Below are 20,292 nucleotides of genomic sequence, written 5' to 3'. Positions count from 1 at the left end.
GTGCCAGTATGCCGGAAACAAAAAAGGAACAAACCTATCAGACAATGACCTTTGACGCCATCAAGATCGGGTTGGCGTCACCGGAGAAGATCCTTGAGTGGTCCAGAGGCGAGGTCACAAAGCCGGAGACCATCAACTACAGGACGCTGAAGCCGGAAAAGGACGGCCTGTTCTGTGAGCGCATCTTCGGACCCAGCAAGGACTGGGAGTGTCATTGTGGTAAATATAAAAAGATCCGTTACAAAGGCGTTGTCTGCGACCGCTGCGGCGTCGAAGTGACGAAATCCAGCGTGCGCCGCGAGCGTATGGGCCATATCGCCCTGGCCGCTCCGGTGTCACATATCTGGTACTTTAAGGGGATCCCGAGCCGCATGGGACTGATCCTGGATCTGTCCCCCAGGACTCTGGAGAAGGTGCTCTACTTTGCCTCCTACATCGTGCTGGACAAGGGCGAGACAGACCTGATGTACAAACAGGTGCTGTCTGAGCAGGAGTACCAGGAAGCGAGAGAGAAATGGGGCAGCGCCTTCCGTGTGGGAATGGGTGCTGAGGCCATCAAGGAGCTTCTGGAGACCATCGACCTGGACAAAGAGTACGAGGAGCTGACAGCCGGCCTGGAAGGGGCCAGCGGCCAGAAGAGGGCAAGGATCGTGAAGCGCCTGGAGGTAGTGGAAGCCTTCCGGGAGTCCGGAAACAAGCCGGAGTGGATGATCCTGACAGCCATCCCGGTGATCCCGCCGGATCTCCGTCCTATGGTACAGCTGGACGGCGGACGTTTCGCCACCAGCGACTTAAATGACCTTTACAGAAGGATCATCAACAGAAACAACCGTCTGAAACGCCTGCTCGAGCTGGGCGCGCCGGACATTATCGTTAGAAACGAGAAGAGAATGCTCCAGGAGGCGGTGGACGCCCTTATCGACAACGGAAGAAGGGGCCGTCCGGTCACAGGACCCGGAAACCGCGCCCTGAAGTCACTCTCTGATATGATGAAAGGAAAATCCGGACGTTTCCGTCAGAACCTTCTTGGAAAGCGTGTAGACTACTCCGGACGTTCCGTTATCGTCGTGGGACCTGAGCTGAAGATCTACCAGTGCGGCCTCCCCAAGGAGATGGCCATCGAGCTGTTCAAGCCCTTCGTTATGAAAGAGCTGGTACAGAACGGCACAGCCCACAACATCAAGAACGCAAAGAAGATGGTGGAAAGGCTCCAGCCCGAGGTATGGGATGTGCTGGAGGATGTCATCAAGGAGCACCCGGTCATGCTGAACCGTGCTCCTACGCTGCACAGGCTTGGTATCCAGGCATTTGAACCTATCCTGGTAGAGGGTAAAGCCATCAAGCTTCATCCCCTTGTATGTACCGCCTACAACGCGGACTTCGACGGAGACCAGATGGCTGTCCATCTGCCCCTGTCCGTTGAGGCCCAGGCAGAGTGCCGTTTCCTTCTGCTCTCACCGAACAACCTTCTGAAGCCTTCAGACGGCGGACCGGTGGCCGTTCCCTCACAGGATATGGTCCTCGGTATCTACTATCTGACACAGGAGAGACCGGGAGCGCTGGGAGAGGGCAAGTTCTTCAAGAGCGTAAACGAGGCTATCCTGGCCTACGAGAACCAGGCGCTGACACTCCACTCCAAGATCAGGGTGCGTGTGTCCAGGACTATGCCTGACGGAACCGTGAAGACAGGTACCATCGCCTCCACTCTTGGAAGGATGCTCTTCAACGAGATCATCCCCCAGGACCTTGGCTTTGTAGACCGCGAGGTGGAGGGAAATGAGCTCCTTCCGGAGATCGACTTCCATGTGGGCAAGAAGCAGCTCAAGCAGATCCTGGAGAAGGTCATCAACACCCACGGCGCCACAGCCACCGCAGAGGTGCTGGACAATGTAAAGGCCATCGGCTACAAATACTCCACAAGAGCGGCCATGACCGTGTCTATTTCCGACATGACCGTGCCGCCGCAGAAGCCGGAGATGATCGAGCAGGCGCAGGAGACTGTGGACCGGATCACAAAGAACTTCAAGCGTGGTCTGATCACAGAGGAGGAGCGATACAAAGAAGTCGTAGAAACATGGAAGGCAACTGACGACGCCCTGACAGAGGCGCTGCTTTCCGGTCTGGATAAATACAACAACATCTTCATGATGGCTGACTCAGGAGCCCGTGGTTCTGACAAGCAGATCAAACAGCTTGCCGGCATGCGTGGACTGATGGCAGATACGACAGGACGTACCATCGAGCTGCCTATCAAGTCCAACTTCCGTGAGGGTCTGGACGTACTGGAGTACTTCATGTCAGCCCACGGAGCGCGTAAGGGTCTGTCCGATACAGCTCTTCGAACAGCCGACTCCGGTTACCTGACAAGACGTCTGGTAGACGTCTCCCAGGAGCTCATCATCCGTGAGGTGGACTGCCGCCAGGAGGGTGAGGAGATCCCCGGCATGTACGTCCATGCATTTATGGAGGGCAACGAGGAAATCGAGAGCCTGCAGGAGCGTATCACAGGGCGCTACCTGTGCGAGAGCATCAAAGATAAAGACGGCAATGTGCTCGTGAAGGCCAACCATATGGTGACCCCGAAGAGGGCAGAGCTGATCATGAAGAAGGGCGTGGACGAGAACGGCGAGACGCCCAAGAAGATCAAGATCCGCACCATCCTGACCTGCCGCTGCCACAACGGCGTGTGCGCAAAGTGTTACGGCGCCAACATGGCAACAGGCGAGCCTGTTCAGGTAGGTGAGGCAGTCGGCATCATCGCGGCTCAGTCCATCGGTGAGCCGGGTACACAGCTGACCATGCGTACCTTCCACACCGGCGGTGTGGCCGGAGACGACATCACACAGGGTCTTCCTCGTGTGGAGGAGCTTTTCGAGGCCAGAAAGCCGAAGGGTCTTGCCATCATCACAGAGTTTGCAGGAAAAGCGACGATCAACGATACAAAGAAAAAGCGCGAGGTCATCGTTACCAACGACGAGACAGGCGAGTCCAAGGCCTACCTCATCCCCTACGGATCACGCATCAAGATCCAGGACGGACAGGTGCTGGAGGCCGGCGACGAGCTCACTGAAGGTAGCGTGAACCCCCACGATATCCTGAAGATCAAGGGACTTCGGGCTGTGCAGGATTACATGATCCAGGAGGTACAGCGCGTATACCGTCTCCAGGGTGTTGATATCAACGACAAGCACATTGAGGTTATCGTGCGCCAGATGCTGAAGAAGATCCGCGTGGAAGAGAGCGGAGACACAGGCTATCTGCCGGGCACCATGGTGGATGCGCTGGAGTTCGAGGACAAGAACAAAGAGCTCATGGCAGAGGGCAAGGAGCCGGCCACAGGCGAGCAGATCATGCTGGGTATCACCAAGGCCTCCCTTGCAACAAACTCCTTCCTGTCAGCTGCCTCCTTCCAGGAGACAACCAAGGTGCTGACAGAGGCTGCCATCAAGGGCAAGGTTGACCCGCTGGTAGGTCTGAAGGAGAACGTCATCATCGGTAAGCACATTCCGGCCGGTACAGGTATGAGAAAGTACCGGGATGTCAAGCTCAGCACAGATCTGGCCGTGGAGGAAGAGGACGATGAGATCCTGGCGGATGACATGGTATCCGCCGATGAGCTGCCGGATGCTCAGCTGACAGAGAAGACAGACAACTCCGCGCCGGAGGAGCAGGAGACAGCGGAGGGAGAAGCAGAGACAGAGGCTGCGGCCGACGACTCTGACATCATCCTTCAGTAGGAGCTTCATGCAAAGTAAAAAGCAGATCATCATAAAAGCAACGGGGCGGAAGATGCGCAGGCATCTTCCGCTCTTTGCCATTTCCCAGCGGATATGTTAAGATAGAACACAGGGAAAAAATCCATATCAGAAAATCAAGAAAAAATCCATAAGGGAGGAAGCGACAATGAGCAGAGAGCAGGCACATGACATTCTGATGAAATACATGAAGGGAGAAAACTACATCACCCACTCCTACGCGGTGGAGGCCATCATGAAGGGCCTGGCCAAGCGTCTGGCGCCGGAGCAGGTGGAGTACTGGGGGATCGTGGGACTTCTCCACGACCTGGACGAGGAGCAGTGCGACTGGGAGCACGACATGAGCGTCCACGGTCCCACATCTGTCGAGATACTGAAAAAGGAGGGCATCGACGACCCGGTGCTCTTTGACGCCATCAAGGCACACAATCCGAAATGCGGCATGAAGGCAAAGACCAACCTCCAGTACGCTGTCCTGGCGGCAGACCCCATGAGCGGATTTATCAAGGCTGTAGCCCAGATCTATCCTGACAAAAAGATTGCCAGTGTAAAGCACAAGTCCGTACTGAAGCGCTTTAACGAGGCACGCTTTGCCAAGGGAGCCAACAGGGACTACATGGAGATGATCGAATTTACCGGTCTTTCTCTGGACGATCTGATCGACATTGCCCTGGAGGAGATGGGCGCCATCGCGGATGTGCTGGGGTTGTAATGTAGCATATGATTTTCCGAAAGATGTGACATACGGTGATATCATGTCCGGAAAAGTATGACGTCCGGAAAATGATGCATACTATCAGAAGAAATAACACAAAGGAGATTTGAGTAATGAGATACAACCGCGGATACCACGAGCCCTACAGGAGGGACAGGCTAGTTAACAAAAAAGAGAAAAAGAGAGTGCATTCTGTGGGCATTGCCATTGCCGGAATTCAGTTGATAATCTCGGTCCTTTTCCTTGCCCTTCTCTGGAGGGGCGGGCTGATCCCGGTTGCCTATATAGTGGCCCTGGGACTAGTCCTCCTGGTGTTGGAGGCCGTGACAATGGGCCTTCAGTTTGTAAAAGGCAGGATCCATCTGGCAGGAATCGTCTTGTCCCTGCTGATCAGCGCCGTCCTGGTGTTCGGCGCGGTCTACCTGTACAAGGCAGACCGCCTGCTGGCGGACGTGGGGGGAGCGGACTACAAGACGGACAATATGGTGGTCGTGGTCAAAAAGGATGACCCGGCCCAGCTCCTGGCGGACGCGAGAAATTACCGCTTTGGGACCCAGAGCGCGCTGGATCAGGAAAATACGTCCACAATGGTGGAGGATGTGAAGGACAATATCGGAAGAGAGCCTAATGTGACGGAGTATGGCTCAGTTTTGGAGATGGCCCAGGCCCTTCTGGACGGAAATGTCAACGCGCTGATCTACAACCAGGCCTTTGACGCGGTAATCGGGGAGAGCATCGAGGACTACTCAGACCAGGTGAGGGTGCTCTACCAGTACGGCATCAACACCCCCATTGAAAATGAGGAGGCGGATGTGAGGGAGCCCTTTAACATTTACATCAGCGGCATTGATGTGTCCGGCGACATCTCCACAAACAGTCGGAGCGATGTGAACATCATCATGACTGTCAACCCGGAGACAAAGAAGATCCTTCTCACCACAACTCCCAGGGACTACTACCTCCAGCTGCCGGGCGTCTCGGGGGAGGCCCGGGACAAGCTGACCCACGCGGGCATTTATGGGGTGGACGTCTCCATGGCTACCCTGGAGAGCCTCTACGGGATAGACATCACCTACTATGCCAGGGTGAATTTTACCTCCCTCATCACCATCGTGGACGCCCTGGGAGGCATAGACGTGCAGTCAGAGTACGCCTTTGAGGCGAGGGGGTACCAGTTTGTCCAGGGGAGTAACCACCTGAACGGAGAGCAGGCCCTTGCCTTCTCCAGAGAGCGCTACAGCTTTGAGGACGGGGACAACCAGAGGGGCAGGAACCAGGAGGCAGTGCTGACAGCCATTCTCCAGAAGGCCATGTCGCCGGCTATCTTGCGGAATGCGGATCAGATCCTGGCGGGTGTGAGCCAGTCCGTGCAGACCAACATGACCCGGGAGGAGATGGCGGAGTTTATTCGTATGCAGATCGCAGACCCCTCCGGCTGGAGCATTGAGTCCGCTGCGGTCACAGGTACCGGGGACACACAGAGCTGTTTCTCATCGGGCAGTCAGCTCCTCTATGTCATGCAGCCGGATATGGCCTCAGTCAGCGCTATCGCGGAAAAAATGCAGCAGGTGCTGGCAGGACAGTAGGATCGGAGAACATATGAAGAAAAATATATGGACGCTGGCAGTGCTCCTGTGGATGTGCCTTACCTTTTGGTTCTCTGCAAAGACAGCCGATGAGTCTGCACACATGAGTCGGTCCGTGGGATATCTGGCGGGCGAGCTGTTTGTAGAGGACTTCCGGGAGTGGACGCCGCAGCAGCAGGACGCCTTTGCGGAGCGGATAGACCATTTTGTGCGAAAGAGCGCCCACGCCACGGAGTACGCAGTGCTGGGAATCCTCTTTGGAGGCATGTACGCCTCCTGGGGACTGTGGGGAAGAAAACATTTTCTCCTGGCAGCAGGCAGCGGAATTCTCTACGCGGCCACGGACGAGTTCCATCAGCTCTTTGTCCCGGGACGCAGCGGCCAGCTGTCGGATGTGCTGCTGGACAGCTGCGGAGTTCTGGCGGGGGCAGTTCTTTACATAGGTGCTGTGTGGCTTGTCAGGAGATGGAAAATCAGAAGGAAAAAAGAAAATATAATTTAACGGAAGGGCAGACTACCCTTCGGATGCCGTGTCTATGGACGCGGCATTTTTTTGCCCGCAATTCTCACGAAAAATCTTACATTTTGTTTCTATGTTTTTTACAAAAATACTGTTGACATCATAGTGTATTCGTATATAATATATTGTTAGTTCCCGAATTGTTAGTAACCGAACAACATAATATTTAATTAGGAAAGGATGGAGTCATGGGGGAAGATGCAGGAAAGTGGATCAACCGTGTTTCCCATCAACTGAAGAGACAGATGTCCTGCGAGGATCAGCAGCCAGGACAGGACGATCTCACCAACATGCAGAAACACATTCTGCATTTTATTTTGCTTGAAACCATGCACAGGGATCTTTTCCAGAGAGATCTGGAAAAGGAGTTCAAGGTCCGCAGGTCCACGGCTACGGGAACCCTTCAGCTTCTGGAAAAAAAGGGCTATCTCTACCGGGAGCCGGTGAAGAAGGATGCCAGACTGAAGAGGATCGTGCCCACGGAGAAGGCCCTGAAGCTGCGGGGAAAGCTGCTGGCAAATATCCGCAGGAGAGAGGCGCAGATCAGAAAAGGCATTTCGGAGGAAGACATGAAGGTGTTTGTGCGCGTGCTGAAGCAGATATCCTCCAATCTGACCTGCGGAGAAAAGCAGAAGGAAACGGAACTAAGTATGGAAAGAAAGGGAGAGTCAGATGAATAGGAAACTACTGAAATCTGTGCGGGAGTACAAGAAGCAGGCGTTCCTGGCACCTGTTCTGGTGACGCTGGAGGTGCTGCTGGAAGTGCTGATCCCGCTTCTGATGGCAAACATCATTGACATCGGAATTATGGAAGGAGACATGGATTACATTATAAAGATGGGCATCGTCCTTGTCATCATGGCTATGCTGTCGCTGGCCTTTGGCGCCAAGGCGGGGCAGGTGGCTGCCGTCGCGGCTGCCGGATATGCCAAGAACCTGCGGCATGACATCTTTTATAAGATCCAGGAATTTTCATTTGGAAATATTGATCATTTTTCAACGTCCAGCCTTGTGACCAGGCTGACGACAGATATCACCAACGTGCAGATGGCATTCATGTTCACTATCCGTATGCTGGCAAGAGCGCCTATCATGGTGGTGCTGTCCTGGATCATGACCGCCACCATCAGCCTGAAGATCGCGTTCCTCATGCTGGTCACAATCCCTATCCTGGGCGGCGTTCTGATGCTGATCGCCAAAAAGGCACATCCGCATTTCATCCAGGTGTTCGACGAGTACGATGTGCTGAACAATACTGTGCAGGAGAACGTGAACGCGGCCAGGGTGGTGAAGGCCTACGTCCGTGAGGACCACGAGAATGGCAAATTCCACAAGATATCACAGAAGGTATTTGAGCTGTTTACCAAGGCGGAGATGCTGGTGGCCTGGAACTCACCGGTCATGAACTTTGTCATGTACACGGTGGTTCTCCTCATCGTCCTCATCGGCGGAAAGGATATTGTCCTCGGGACTATGATGACTGGCGAGCTGACAAGTATCATGGTATACGCCATGCAGATCCTCATGTCCCTCATGATGGTATCCTTTGTCTTTGTCATGATCATGATCGCCGAGGCGTCCTCTGACCGTATCAAGGAGGTGCTGGAGGAAGTGCCGGAGATGGTGGACGGGGAGGATGCCCTGACAGAGGTGGCAAACGGAGATATCGACTTTGAACACGTAGATTTCAGCTACGCAGGCGAGGACGGCAACCTGTCCCTGAAGGATGTGAACCTTCATATTAAGAGCGGACAGATCGTGGGCATCATCGGCGGAACCGGAAGCGCCAAGTCCACGCTGGTGCAGCTCATCCCCCGTCTCTACGACGTAACCCGGGGCTGTGTGAAGGTGGGCGGCCAGGATGTGCGCAAGTATAATCTGGAGAAGCTCCGTGACCAGGTGTCCATGGTGCTCCAGAAAAATGTCCTCTTTACAGGAAGTATTTACGAAAATATCCGCTGGGGCGATGAGAAGGCCTCCAATGAAGAGGTGAGAAGAGTGTGCCGTCTGGCCCAGGCGGACGGATTTATCAGCGAGTTCCCGGCAGGCTACAACACCATGATCGTGGAGGGCGGAAACAACGTGTCCGGCGGACAGAAGCAGAGACTGTGTATCGCCAGAGCCCTCCTCAAGAAGCCCAAGATCCTGATCCTGGACGATTCCACAAGCGCTGTGGACACAAGGACAGACGCCCTGATCCGCAAGGCCTTCCGGGAGGAGATCCCGGACACGACGAAGATCATTATCGCCCAGAGGATTTCCTCCGTGGAGGATGCGGATGTGATCATCGTTATGGACAACGGTCAGATCAACGGCATCGGAACATCCGAGGAGCTTCTGAAGACAAACGAAATTTACCGCGAGGTATACGAATCACAGGTGAAAGGAGGAACGGAAAATGAGTAACAGCGCAAACACCAACGCGGGCAGCGGCGCCGGAAACGGAAGAGGCGGTAAGCCCACAGTTACAAAGAATACACTGAAGACAGCAAAGAGACTCCTGGGCTATGTGACGAGCACCTACAAGGTTCAGTTTGTGCTGGTGCTGTTCTGCATTTTGATCAGCTCCATTGCCAGCATCTCAGTCTCCTTGTCTCTGCGCTATCTGCTGGATGACTTTATCATCCCGCTGATCGGCCACAAGGATCCGGATTTCTCTGAGCTCTATATGGCCCTCACTGTGCTGGCCTGCATTTTTGCACTGGGCGTGGTGGCTACCTTCCTCTACACGAGGACGATGGTGGTCATTGGACAGGGCGTGCTCAAGAGAGTCAGGGATGAGATGTTTGAGCATATGCAGACTCTGCCGATCCGCTATTTTGACCAGAATACAAACGGCTCGATCATGAGCCTTTACACGAACGACACGGACACTCTGAGGCAGATGATCAACCAGTCTATCCCTCAGGTGCTCATGTCAGCGCTGATGCTCATTGTCACCTTTATCGCCATGCTGGTGCTGAGCCCCATTCTGACGCTGCTGGCCATTGTGGTCATCCTTCTGATGATCGCCGTGTCCCGCTTCATCGGCGGCAACAGCGGCAAATATTTTGTCCGGCAGCAGCTGGACCTGGCAAACATCACCGGCTTTGTGGAGGAGCGGATGAACGGCCAGAGAGTGGTCAAGGTGTTCAACCACGAAAGGAAATCCGAGGAGGAGTTTGACGCACTGAACGAGAAGCTCTTCGAGAGCGCGTCAAACGCCCACACCTTTGCCAGTATCATGGGCCCCATCATCGGAAACATCGGCAATCTCCAGTTCGTGCTGACGGCAGTTCTGGGCGGCTTCCTCTCCGTCATGGGCATCGGCAACATCACCCTGGGCGTCATGGCTTCTTACCTGCAGTTCACAAAGAGCTTTACCCAGCCCTTCATGCAGGTGGCCCAGCAGTTCAACTCCATCATCATGGCTCTGGCAGGAGCGGAGCGTATCTTCAACATGATGGATGAGGCACCGGAGGTGGACGAAGGCTACGTGACCCTGGTCAATGCCAGAAAGAAGGCGGACGGCACTATTGAGGAGTGCAGGGAGCGCACCGGCATGTGGGCGTGGAAGCATCCCCACCAGGCGGACGGCACTGTCACCTACACGGAGCTGAAGGGAGACGTGCGGTTCTTTGATATGTCCTTTGGCTACGAGCCGGACCATATGGTGCTCCATGACCTGACCCTCTACGCGAAGCCGGGACAGAAGCTGGCCTTTGTGGGATCCACAGGAGCCGGAAAGACCACCATCACCAACCTGATCAACCGGTTCTACGACGTGCAGGACGGCAAGATCCGTTACGACGGCATCAACATCAACAAGATCAAAAAGGCGGACCTGCGCCACTCCCTCGGCATTGTGCTCCAGGATACCCACCTGTTCACAGGCACCATCATGGACAACATCCGTTATGGAAAGCTGGACGCCACAGATGAGGAAGTATATAACGCGGCGAAGCTGGCCCATGCGGACGGATTTATCCGCATGCTGCCTCACGGCTATGACACCATGCTCACCAGCGACGGGGAGGAGCTTTCCCAGGGACAGCGGCAGCTCCTTGCCATTGCCCGGGCAGCCGTGGCTGACCCGCCGGTGCTGATCCTGGATGAGGCGACCTCCAGCATCGACACAAGAACTGAGAGTATCGTGCAGAAGGGTATGGATAACTTGATGAAGGGGCGCACCGTGTTTGTCATTGCCCACAGGCTCTCCACCATCCGCAACAGCGACGCTATCATGGTGCTGGAGCACGGCCGCATCATCGAGCGGGGTACCCACGAGGACCTGCTGGCCCAGAAGGGTACTTACTATCAGCTGTATACAGGGAAGCTGGAGCTGTCGTAGGGAAAGAGAAATTTTATAAAAAGAAAAAGCTTATGGAAACTGCCAGAAATATGTGCTACTATATATGCAAAGTATTATATTTCTGGCAGTTTTTTTCTTTTGCGGCGTCTGCCGTGTCTGTAAGTCTGATAAGAAGATCTAAAAGAAACTACCATGCTGTTCAGCGACAAGAAGGAGCTGCTGGGACTCTATAATGCGGTAAGCGGGAAACAGTATAAGGATCCCGGGGCGCTGAACGTCAACACGCTGGAGAACGCGATCTATATGGCCATCAAGAATGACCTGTCCTTTGTGATCGACTCCCGGCTCTCCCTGTACGAGCACCAGTCCACCTACAGCCCCAAGCTTCCGCTGCGGATGCTTCTGTATCTGGCAGATCTGTATGCGGATCTGACGAAAAACGAAAATCTGTACGGAAGAAAAAAGATGATGCTGAACATCAACGCAGGCCATAATCCGGAGCTTATGAGGGCGTGCAAGACCCTGGCAGATTATGCCCAGTATACGGCCCGCATAAGAAGGTATGCCGCGGAGATGCCCATAGAAGAGGCGGTAGGGCGAACGATCACGGAATGTATCCGGGAGGGGATCCTTGAGGATTTTTTGAGGAAATATCGAGCGGAGGCAAAGAGGATGAGTATATATGAGTATGATCAGGCAAGACATATAAGGCAGGAGAGAGAAGAGGCCTGGGAAGAGGGAAGACAAGAAGGTAGAGAGGAGGGAATACAGAAGGAAAGGCAGGAAGAAAAGCGGGCTATAGCTCTCAATCTTGTGAAAATGGGCATGACAGCGGAACAGATTGCTCAGGCAGTGGAAGAAGAGCCTGCTGTGGTCGAGGAGTGGCTGAGGGTATGACGGTAAGCTCAGAAAAGCTGCCGGGAGCAGTCTGGCGGCGAGCAGCAGTCCTGGAAAGGGGTGAATGGTATGAAAATCGCACAGATACAGTCACACGTGTACAGTGACAAAATGAAGAACCTGGAACAGTTGGACAGACAGATGGAGGAGCTGGCCTGGCGGAAGCCGGACCTGGTCATGCTGGGGGAAATGTTTTGCTGTCCCTATGAGACAAAGCTGTTCCCCGTCTACGCGGAGCCGGAGGGCGGCCCTGTCTGGAGGGAGCTGAGCCGTCTGGCGAAAAAGCACGGCGTCTATTTGGCGGCCGGGTCTGTGCCGGAGCGGGACGGAGAAGGCAGAGTCTACAACACAGCCTATGTGTTTGACCGGGCGGGCAGACAGATCGGAAAGCACCGGAAGGTCCACATGTTTGACATCCAGGTGGAGGGAGGACAGCATTTTAAAGAGTCGGAGACGCTGACGCCGGGGGATAAGTGCACGGTATTTGACACAGAGTTCGGGAAGGTGGGGCTGTGCATCTGCTTTGACTTCCGGTTTCCGGAGCTTGCAAGGAAAATGGTCCTCGATGGAGCAAGGCTGATCCTTGTGCCGGCGGCCTTCAATATGACCACAGGTCCGGCGCACTGGGAGCTGATGTTCCGGAGCCGGGCGGTGGACAACCAGTGCTTTGTGGCCGGAACCTCCTGTGCCCGGGACCGGGAGGCGGGCTACGTGGCCTGGGGGCATACACTCCTCGTCTCCCCCTGGGGCGATGTGATAGAGGAGATGGATGAGCGGGAGGGTGTGATGGTCCATGACATTGACCTCTCCTATGCGGACAAGGTGCGCGCAGAGCTGCCCCTTCTGTCCGCCAGGCGGGAGGAAGTATACCGCTGAACAGGGTAGATGACATCAAACAGGAGTCAGTGAACGGGAGCAGTGAGCAGATAGTAACGGACAGATGACGAGGGAGCCTGAGAGAGGGCTCCCTTTTTCTTCGTGTAGAAATAATTTTCATTATTTGATTAAAAATGAAAATTAACTTACATTTTACGGTGCCGTGATCTTATATTTAACCTACTCTTGATATGATACACAGCGTAGAAGATGAGAAACAGTGATCATCAAAAAGAACGTTATCAGGAGGTAAGAAAAAATGGCAAAGCGAGAGAATGCGACGCAGTCACAGAAGCTTATGGTGTTTGTGCTCACAATGTCCCTTTACGGACTGGCAACTTTATTTACAGAACTCATCCCATCTATCCAGGTGGGCATCGTGGAATTTTCAGTGGAGTATTTCCTGTTCATCCCCCTGGTGCTGGCCATGCTGTTTGATCCTATGTCAGCAGCCCTTGGCGCAGCTACCGGCGAGCTTGTCTTCAGCGAGATCATGCTGGGACAGTTCGGAGGACTGGGAGAGCTGGAGAAATTCATCACAGTGACCATCGGTGTGTACATTGCGGGGAGAATGGTGAGAGACCCCAGAAACCGGAAAATGGTGGGAATCGCAGCTATCAGCGGCGTTATCATCCAGCAGGTGCTGGGCATGATCGTGGACATCCTGAAGGTACAGTTTGCGGTACAGGATTTTGAGGCGGTTCCGGGACTTCCCCAGAGCGTGTTCGCCACAGAGGGCTTTGCCTGCCTCAATGACGTGGTCTTCTCGGGCATCCTGTTCTGCATGCTCCCGACGCTGTTCCTTGTGCCCAGGCTTTACGGGAAGATCGAGCCTCTGATCGGCATGAGGCCCAGGACAAAGGAGACGGCCCTGGGCGCAGTAAACGCGAAGGTAGTCCTCGGTTCGCTGGTGGCATTTGCCGTGGCCGTCTGTGCGGAGATGCTGGCAGAGAGCGGCATGTCCCTCATCGACTGGGAGGCGGACTGGGCCGGAAGCGGCACAGCGCTGGCAGCCGGGATGATCGTGGCTGCTGTGGTGGCTGTCATCGTGCTGGCTGTTATGAAGAAGAGGGCAGAGTCCTCCAATGCGACGCAGGGAGTGTAGGGGCATGAATGTCATTGAGATCAAAGACCTGAAATTTTCTTATCCGGGGGCCAAGGCCCCTGTTTTAAAAGGCGTGGACCTGGAGATAGAGCAGGGAGATTTTGTGGCAATCATCGGAAATAACGGCTGCGGAAAGTCCACACTCTGCAAGGCCATGAACGGCCTGATCCCCCATTTTATCACAGGCGATTTTGAGGGGAGCGTGCGTGCGGCCGGCATCGAAACGAGAGAGTCGGATATCGGGACCCTGGCCCGGAAGGTGGGCTATGTGTACCAGGATTTTGAAAATCAGATCGTCCGCCCCACCGTGCTGGATGACGCCTCCTATGCCTGCATGAACTACGCGATAAAGGACTACAGGGAGAGAGGAATGGAGGCCCTGGAAAAGTGTGGACTCTCCGGCAGGGAACAGGACTATATCTGGCAGCTCTCCGGCGGTCAGACCCATCTCCTGGCTCTGGCCGGAGCCCTGTCCCTGAGCCCTGAGGTGCTGATCCTGGACGAGCCCATCGCCCAGCTGGACCCCCATCACGCGGATACCATTTACGAGATATTAAAAGAGCTGAATGAGCAGCACGGCAAGACGATCATCGTGATCGAGCATCACACAGAATATATCGGGAACTACTGCAGGCACGCAGTGCTCATGAAGGATGGGAAAATTAAGTGGAAACTGCCCGTCGGGGAGGCCCTCCAGAGGGTGGAGGAGCTGGAGGAGAGCGATATTTTTCCGCCCCAGGTGACCCGGGCTGCCTACAGGCTGAGAACAGAGGGCCGGCTGGCAGAGGGAGGAAAGCTGCCTTCCACTGTGGAAGAGGGCCGGAAGACGTTTGCCGATTTCATTTATACCGGCAGAAAAGAGAACTGTGGGGAGCCTTCCCCCGCTGGAGAGAGGAAGGAGACGGTTTCCTGCGAAAACGTGTCTGTCTCCTACCGCTCCGTGAAGGGGCAGCCGAAGCAGATCTTCAGCGGCCTTGACCTGAAGCTGTACAAGGGCGAGAAGATCGCCCTCATTGGCTCCAACGGCGCGGGCAAATCCACTCTGATGAAGCTGATGGTGGGGCTCTTAAAGCCCTCGGATGGAAAGGTCATGCTGAAGGGACAGAGCGTGGGAGACACCAGGCCGGAGAAGCTCTCCCGGTATGTCTCCTTAGTCTACCAGAACCCGGAGGACATGTTTATCAAGGACTCCATAGAGGCGGACATAGCCTACGCCATGAAGGTGAGAAATGAGGAGGGCTGGCAGGAGCGGACCGAAGAACTCCTTCGGCGGTTCCGCCTGACAGAGCTGAAGGACAGGGACGGGCGTCTCCTCTCAGGGGGCCAGATGCGCCGGGCCAGCCTTGCCATCGGCGTGGCGCTGCAGCCGGAGATCCTGCTCCTGGACGAGCCCACGGCCAATCTGGACATTGCGACGAGAAAAGAGATCATGAGGACACTCAGAGACATGAAGGAGATCACGGACACAGTTATGATCGCCACCCACGATATGCAGCTTGTCTGCGAGTGGGCCGAGCGCATCATCGTCCTTTGCGGCGGCAGGGTCCTTGCGGACGGCACCAGGGACGAGGTCTTCGGGAACCGGGAAGTGGTGGAACAGGTGGGCATCCGCCCGCCGGAAATCTTTCAGATGGGAAAGGCACTGGACGAGAGGGCCTTCTGCTACACCATTGATGAGTTTGTGCAGGGATTTGAAAGGGTGAAGTAAAATGCAAAGTATAAAGAAGAAACTGTCGGAAAACATACTGGACAAGCTGTCCATGGATTTTCTCAGGAACCAGGTGCTGAAAAATGCCTACGGCAATGACGACACATTTATCGCGAAGAGAGACCCCAGGATCCTCCTTGTGTGGTATGTGTTCTTTGCCCTGGCGCCCTGGTTTGTGGACGACCTGCCCTTTCTGCTGGGCTGCTTTGTCCTTGTGGCAGTTACCACAGTCATGGCAAAGGTGGCGCCCCTGGTGCTGGTCCTGTTCTGTCTGGGAGTATTTTCCCAGACCGGCTATCTCTTTGTAGTGTCCCTCCTCTTTGGGGGAAACGCACAGACCGTGGTGCCCCTTCTGGTGCTGACGCTGAAGGTGGCCAGCGTGTCCCTGGCGTCCATCACCGTGTTCTCAGGGCTGGATCCGGACCGGCTCTCCAACGGCCTGATGTGGTTCGGGTGCCCGGAGAAATTGTCCTTTTCCATCTCCTACGCATACCGGATGCTGCCCATGCTGATGGAGGAATTCCAGAATGTGCTCCTGTCCTACCGCCTGCGGGGAAACGCGCCGGAGCATGACACCCTTGCGGGAAAGGTGCGGTATCTGGTCTACCAGGTGCAGGTGATCATCCACTCCTTTTACCCCCTCATGCTGAACACGGCAAAGCGCTCCCGGACTACGGTGGAGGCGCTGGAGATCAAGGGCTACCGGTATGCGGCGGTGAATAAAGAGGTGAAGAAAATGAAGCTGGCTACCCTGAAGGTCACCTACGATGACCTGCTGTTCCTGGCAGTGTCATTTCTCTGGATGGCTGTCGTCATCTTTGCGGGCACCCTCGTATAGGCCTGTATGGACCTGCATGAATGAAAGCGGAAGAAAGAAGGAAGAAAGATGTATATAGATTTTCACACCCACGGGAAACTGGCAAAAAAGCTGCCGTTTTCCACTGTTTACACAGACTGGCTCTTTGGGGAGGCCCGCAGGGCGGGACTTCATGCCCTCTGTCTCACCGAGCATTTTAACACGCTGCAGTTTGACGAGCTCTACGGCTATCTGCTGTCCTCCTGTGAGCGGCAGGGGGACACCCTGGTGACCGGTGACGGGCTGCGCATCTTCGCGGGCATGGAGACGGACATTGCGGAGGGCGGCCACGTCCTGTCCATCGGAAAGCCGGAGGATATCCTGGAGCTGAACCGGCGGCTGGAGCCCTACAAGGAGAAGGGGCGCTTCCTTCCCTTTGCAAAGCTGCGGGATCTCTTTGACGAGTACCCGGTGATCGTGGGGGCAGGGCACCCCTTCCGGGAGGGAGGGCACATACCGGAACTTCCTGTGGAACAGCTCCGGCGTTTTGATTTCCTGGACCTCAACGGGAAGGACATTGCCCAGGACGAGGAGGGCACCAGGAGGAAGACAGGAGCCCTGGCGGAGGAGCTGGGCATCCCCATGGTGGGCGGAAGCGACACTCACCAGGCGGTGCAGTACGGCTGTATCCGAACAGGATTTGAAAAAGAAGTCCGGACGGTGTATGATCTCTGTGAGGAGATGAAGGCGGGCAGGTACGAGATCAGCGTCTCGGACTACGCGGCCTTCCAGGTGAGGACGGCAGGGCTGCTGAAGAAGGCCCTGAAGGAGATACACGCCATCGGCGGCAACTACGTGTCTGTGCTGGTGGATGAGCCCTGCGCGGTGTAAGACCGGCAGGCTGTATGAGGCAGAAAACGGAGGGAAGACAGATGGAATTCCACAGAGAGGCCCTGGAGATCGTGCTGGCAGCGGGAAGAGAGCTGACCGGCCGCAGGGGGGCGGACCATATAAAAGAAAAAGGGCACACCGACTATGTGACGGAGGTGGATGTGCGGGTGCAGCAGTTCATTTTCCGGGAGCTCTCCAGGATAGACCCGGGCGCCCAGTTCCTGGGGGAGGAGAAGGATAACAGCGGCGTGGACATGAACGGCCGGGTGTGGATCCTGGACCCGGTGGACGGCACCACTAATTTCATCCACGATTTCCAGCACAGTGTCGTCTCCCTGGCCTGCTCGGAGCGGGGAAGGATCACCTCCGGCATTGTCTATGACCCCTACAGAAGGGAATGCTTTGAGGCACAGGAGGGGCGGGGTGCCTTTCTCAATAAGAAGCCTGTCTCTGTGAGCAAAGCGGCGGAGCTCTCCCAGTGCCTGATCGCTGTAGGAACCTCCCCGGGGCACAGGGAGAGGGCGGAGGAGAGCTTTCGGAAAATGCGTGCTGTGTATGACCAGTGCCAGGACATCCGGCGGGTGGGCTCCGCCGCGCTGGAGCTGTGCTACGTGGCCTGCGGCAGGCTGGACGGGTTCTTTGAGGAGAGGCTGAAGCTCTGGGACTACGGGGCGGCGGGCCTGATCCTCCGGGAGGCAGGCGGCTGGATACAGGCGGATGAGCGGCAGGTGGCAGCAGGCACGCCCGGCATCCGGGAGGAGCTCCTGGGGCTTGTCGGGGATGAGACGGATAGAAAGCTGTACAGCGGTGACAGGGAAGGGATGTAATATGGGATCTTCAGCGCAGGAAGCGGAAGGAAAATATACGAAATCAGACCGGAGGATCATGGATTTTGTGGAGGACTACACAGATGAGTTCCTCTTTATGAGCATCGGGCAGCTGGCGGGCCGGCTGGGCATGTCCGAGGCCACGGTGTCCAGGTGCGCCAGACATCTGGGATACCGGGATTTCAAGGAGATGAAAAATGACCTGATCCAGAAAAAAGCCGGCAAGGGCGCAGCCGGAAAGCTGGCAGGCACCCTGATGAAGGACCAGGGCTTTGACGTGGAGAACTGGTTTGACTTCCAGCGGGAGTGCCTCGAGAGGACGAGGGAGCAGCTGGACATGGGGCAGTTCCAGGAGGCGGTGCAGCGCATTGGCAGCGCCCGGAATATCTATATCCACGCCAAGAACGCCTCCCTGGCGGCGGCCAGGCTCCTCTTTTTCCGGCTGCGGCGCCTTGGCTTCCAGGCATCCCTCATCCCCTCCGGCGGTTCCGAGGTGCTGGAGGGCATCGCCCATGCGGGGGAGGGGGACCTGGCTATCCTCTTCAGCTTCTCCAAGGTGTCGGAGGAGGGGCGGATGATCCTGGACTATGCCCGGGAGGCGGGCTGCTCCACCCTGGCTTTTACGAGCCGTCTCTACGCTCCCCAGGAGCAGAGAGCGGATGTGAACCTGTATGTATACCGGGGGGAGAAGGAGGAGTTCCACACCATGTCCTCCGCGGTGGCGGTCATAGACGCCCTTGTGCTGGCCCTTTCGGACAGCATGCAGCCCAAGGCTGCGGAGAAACTGATGCGGCTGCAGAAGCTGAAGAAAAAGTACGGCAGGAGGCTGTACGGAAAAGAAGACGGAAAATCCGGGCAGGAGTAGTCCTGCCCTTTTCTTTTTGCGCGCAGATATGCTATACTTTATACTTAGCTGCTGTGCTGTATCTGCCTGCCAGGCCTGCGGCGGACAGCGGCGAAACAGACGAGGTGAGATAGACATGCAGATCGTAGATAAATACATTGATCACGTAAGGGGGGAGGCCATCCGGCGCCCGGAGAAGAGCTGGGACAAGATCCTCCTCGGCTTTAAGGCCAACAAGTGGAGGATGAAGCTCCTCCCCAACAAAAATATATCCGAGGGCTACCACCGGCTGGAGACCATGATGATGAGCCTGGTATCGGACTCGCTGTGCAGAGAGGGAAGCTACGTGTGGGGCAATATCTTCGCCCCCTGCGAGCTGATGCAGTGCTTCGGCCTGAACACCCTGTCCATCGAGTGTCTCTCCTGCTATATGAGCGGATATCATCTGGAGGACTATTTTATCGACTACGCCCAGAACATGGGCATCGCCCCCACGCTGTGCTCCTACCACAAGACCTTTGTGGGGGGCGTGGAGAGCGGCGTGGTGCAAAGGCCCGAGTACGCGGTGACCACCTCCCTCTCCTGCGACGGCAACCTGAATACCTTCCGCTATCTGGAGAAGAAGGCAAAGGTGCCCTTTACCTTTCTGGACGTACCCTACGCCGCTGATGAGGAGTCTGTACAATACCTGGCGGACCAGCTGCGGGAATTTGCCCGGGAGCTGGAGTCCCGGACTGGCCGCAGGTTTGACGAGGAGGAACTGAAAGACATCCTGCGCACGGAGAACGAGACGAGGAAAGAACTGAAGCGTTTCTTTGGCTATCAGAAGATTTATTATTATCCGGGAGAGCTGATCAGCCATCTCTACATGATGATGGGCATGCATCTGCTCATCGGCACGAAGGAGTTCCTGGAGCTGCTGCGATTCATGAACGAGGAGATACAAAAAGGGCCGGTGTTCCAGGGGAAAAAGATTCTGTGGATCCACCTCCTGCCCTTTTACCAGGAGAGCCTGAAGGAGTATTTCAACAGCAGTCAGGAGTATCAGATCATTGCCAGCGACATCATCCTGGACTACATGGATGAGCTGGATGCGGAACACCCCTTTGAGGCCCTCGCGGGTAAGATCATCAGGAACCTGTACAACGGCTCCTACGCCCACAAGGCGGAGATGATCGGCCAGCTGGCGGACGAACTCCATCCTGACGCAGTCATCCACTTCTGTCACTGGGGCTGCAAGCAGGCATCGGGCGGGAGCATCCTTCTGAAGGAGAAGATGCAGGAGAAGGGGATCCCCATGCTGATCCTTGACGGGGACGGCATAGACAAGCGGAACAGTCACGACGGCCAGATCAAGACAAGGCTGGAGGCGTTTCTGGAGATGATCGGGACAGGAGCTTCCTGTATAATACAAATATAGGGAATTCCACGAAAGGTGGTTGAGAAAAAAAGATACCTCAGAGTAAAATAAGATTTGCTGA

16 protein-coding genes are annotated in these 20,292 nt (G+C 55.6%); all 16 read left to right on the top strand.

Features of this window, described 5'->3' with window-relative positions:
• The first annotated feature begins 8 nt into the window (after positions 1–8).
• The 16 genes from rpoC to NI21_RS0115540 all read left to right on the top strand — a co-directional run bounded on the left by rpoC (position 9) and on the right by NI21_RS0115540 (position 20,231).
• Positions 9–3,737 (top strand): DNA-directed RNA polymerase subunit beta', encoded by a 3,729-nt coding sequence (gene rpoC / locus NI21_RS0115615; protein WP_033127133.1) that lies wholly within the window; start codon positions 9–11, stop codon positions 3,735–3,737.
• A gap of 166 nt (positions 3,738–3,903) precedes the next feature.
• Positions 3,904–4,467, top strand: a complete 564-nt coding sequence (locus tag NI21_RS0115610) for an HD domain-containing protein (protein ID WP_033127132.1) — start codon at positions 3,904–3,906, stop codon at positions 4,465–4,467.
• Positions 4,468–4,583: 116 nt separating this feature from the next.
• Entirely contained in the window at positions 4,584–6,056 is a 1,473-nt protein-coding gene (locus NI21_RS0115605) for an LCP family protein (RefSeq protein WP_052084212.1), read from the top strand.
• 13 nt (positions 6,057–6,069) lie between these two features.
• Entirely contained in the window at positions 6,070–6,558 is a 489-nt protein-coding gene (locus NI21_RS0115600; protein WP_033127131.1) for a VanZ family protein, read from the top strand.
• A 206-nt stretch (positions 6,559–6,764) separates the two neighbouring features.
• Positions 6,765–7,256, top strand: a complete 492-nt coding sequence (locus NI21_RS0115595; RefSeq protein WP_033127130.1) for a MarR family winged helix-turn-helix transcriptional regulator — start codon at positions 6,765–6,767, stop codon at positions 7,254–7,256.
• Positions 7,249–8,982, top strand: coding sequence for an ABC transporter ATP-binding protein (locus NI21_RS0115590; protein WP_033127129.1), 1,734 nt, complete (start codon positions 7,249–7,251; stop codon positions 8,980–8,982). Before NI21_RS0115595 ends, NI21_RS0115590 begins: the two co-directional genes overlap by 8 nt.
• Positions 8,975–10,906: an ABC transporter ATP-binding protein gene (locus tag NI21_RS0115585; RefSeq protein ID WP_052084210.1), complete on the top strand. Its 1,932-nt coding sequence runs from the start codon at positions 8,975–8,977 to the stop codon at positions 10,904–10,906. Before NI21_RS0115590 ends, NI21_RS0115585 begins: the two co-directional genes overlap by 8 nt.
• Before the next feature lie 153 nt (positions 10,907–11,059).
• On the top strand, positions 11,060–11,764 hold the full coding sequence (locus NI21_RS0115580) for a hypothetical protein (protein ID WP_033127128.1): 705 nt from the start codon (positions 11,060–11,062) through the stop codon (positions 11,762–11,764).
• A gap of 69 nt (positions 11,765–11,833) precedes the next feature.
• Positions 11,834–12,640 (top strand): carbon-nitrogen hydrolase family protein, encoded by an 807-nt coding sequence (locus NI21_RS0115575; RefSeq protein ID WP_207750765.1) that lies wholly within the window; start codon positions 11,834–11,836, stop codon positions 12,638–12,640.
• Positions 12,641–12,899: 259 nt separating this feature from the next.
• A complete protein-coding gene (locus NI21_RS0115570) occupies positions 12,900–13,745 on the top strand; it encodes a hypothetical protein (RefSeq protein ID WP_033127126.1) in 846 nt (281 codons plus the stop codon).
• A gap of 4 nt (positions 13,746–13,749) precedes the next feature.
• The gene (locus NI21_RS0115565) at positions 13,750–15,453 is read left to right on the top strand and encodes an ABC transporter ATP-binding protein (RefSeq protein WP_033127125.1); all 1,704 of its coding nucleotides are present in this window, start codon (positions 13,750–13,752) and stop codon (positions 15,451–15,453) included.
• Position 15,454: 1 nt separating this feature from the next.
• On the top strand, positions 15,455–16,291 hold the full coding sequence (locus tag NI21_RS0115560; RefSeq protein WP_033127124.1) for an energy-coupling factor transporter transmembrane protein EcfT: 837 nt from the start codon (positions 15,455–15,457) through the stop codon (positions 16,289–16,291).
• A 48-nt stretch (positions 16,292–16,339) separates the two neighbouring features.
• Positions 16,340–17,140 carry a PHP-associated domain-containing protein gene (locus NI21_RS0115555; RefSeq protein WP_033127123.1) on the top strand — a complete coding sequence of 267 codons (801 nt, stop codon included), beginning with the start codon at positions 16,340–16,342 and terminating at the stop codon, positions 17,138–17,140.
• Between the two features lie 41 nt (positions 17,141–17,181).
• Positions 17,182–17,967, top strand: a complete 786-nt coding sequence (locus NI21_RS0115550) for an inositol monophosphatase family protein (RefSeq protein ID WP_081958123.1) — start codon at positions 17,182–17,184, stop codon at positions 17,965–17,967.
• A gap of 1 nt (position 17,968) precedes the next feature.
• Positions 17,969–18,832 carry a MurR/RpiR family transcriptional regulator gene (locus NI21_RS0115545; protein ID WP_052084207.1) on the top strand — a complete coding sequence of 288 codons (864 nt, stop codon included), beginning with the start codon at positions 17,969–17,971 and terminating at the stop codon, positions 18,830–18,832.
• Positions 18,833–18,947: 115 nt separating this feature from the next.
• On the top strand, positions 18,948–20,231 hold the full coding sequence (locus tag NI21_RS0115540; protein WP_033127122.1) for a 2-hydroxyacyl-CoA dehydratase family protein: 1,284 nt from the start codon (positions 18,948–18,950) through the stop codon (positions 20,229–20,231).
• Positions 20,232–20,292: the final 61 nt, after the last annotated feature.

Source organism: Eubacterium sp. ER2 (assembly GCF_000765215.1).
Lineage (GTDB): Bacteria > Bacillota > Clostridia > Lachnospirales > Lachnospiraceae > Claveliimonas > Claveliimonas intestinigallinarum.
Note: the sequence above shows the minus strand (reverse complement) of the source record. Positions and strands in the feature narration are given on the sequence as shown.

Coding starts and splice junctions, on each gene's coding strand:
- NI21_RS0115580 (WP_033127128.1), top strand. CDS start 11,060: ATGCTGTTCAGCGACAAGAAGGAGCTGCTGGGACTCTATAATGCGGTA.
- NI21_RS0115560 (WP_033127124.1), top strand. CDS start 15,455: ATGCAAAGTATAAAGAAGAAACTGTCGGAAAACATACTGGACAAGCTG.
- NI21_RS0115590 (WP_033127129.1), top strand. CDS start 7,249: ATGAATAGGAAACTACTGAAATCTGTGCGGGAGTACAAGAAGCAGGCG.
- NI21_RS0115610 (WP_033127132.1), top strand. CDS start 3,904: ATGAGCAGAGAGCAGGCACATGACATTCTGATGAAATACATGAAGGGA.
- NI21_RS0115555 (WP_033127123.1), top strand. CDS start 16,340: ATGTATATAGATTTTCACACCCACGGGAAACTGGCAAAAAAGCTGCCG.
- NI21_RS0115570 (WP_033127126.1), top strand. CDS start 12,900: ATGGCAAAGCGAGAGAATGCGACGCAGTCACAGAAGCTTATGGTGTTT.
- NI21_RS0115605 (WP_052084212.1), top strand. CDS start 4,584: ATGAGATACAACCGCGGATACCACGAGCCCTACAGGAGGGACAGGCTA.
- NI21_RS0115585 (WP_052084210.1), top strand. CDS start 8,975: ATGAGTAACAGCGCAAACACCAACGCGGGCAGCGGCGCCGGAAACGGA.
- rpoC (WP_033127133.1), top strand. CDS start 9: ATGCCGGAAACAAAAAAGGAACAAACCTATCAGACAATGACCTTTGAC.
- NI21_RS0115595 (WP_033127130.1), top strand. CDS start 6,765: ATGGGGGAAGATGCAGGAAAGTGGATCAACCGTGTTTCCCATCAACTG.
- NI21_RS0115575 (WP_207750765.1), top strand. CDS start 11,834: ATGAAAATCGCACAGATACAGTCACACGTGTACAGTGACAAAATGAAG.
- NI21_RS0115540 (WP_033127122.1), top strand. CDS start 18,948: ATGCAGATCGTAGATAAATACATTGATCACGTAAGGGGGGAGGCCATC.
- NI21_RS0115545 (WP_052084207.1), top strand. CDS start 17,969: ATGGGATCTTCAGCGCAGGAAGCGGAAGGAAAATATACGAAATCAGAC.
- NI21_RS0115600 (WP_033127131.1), top strand. CDS start 6,070: ATGAAGAAAAATATATGGACGCTGGCAGTGCTCCTGTGGATGTGCCTT.
- NI21_RS0115565 (WP_033127125.1), top strand. CDS start 13,750: ATGAATGTCATTGAGATCAAAGACCTGAAATTTTCTTATCCGGGGGCC.
- NI21_RS0115550 (WP_081958123.1), top strand. CDS start 17,182: ATGGAATTCCACAGAGAGGCCCTGGAGATCGTGCTGGCAGCGGGAAGA.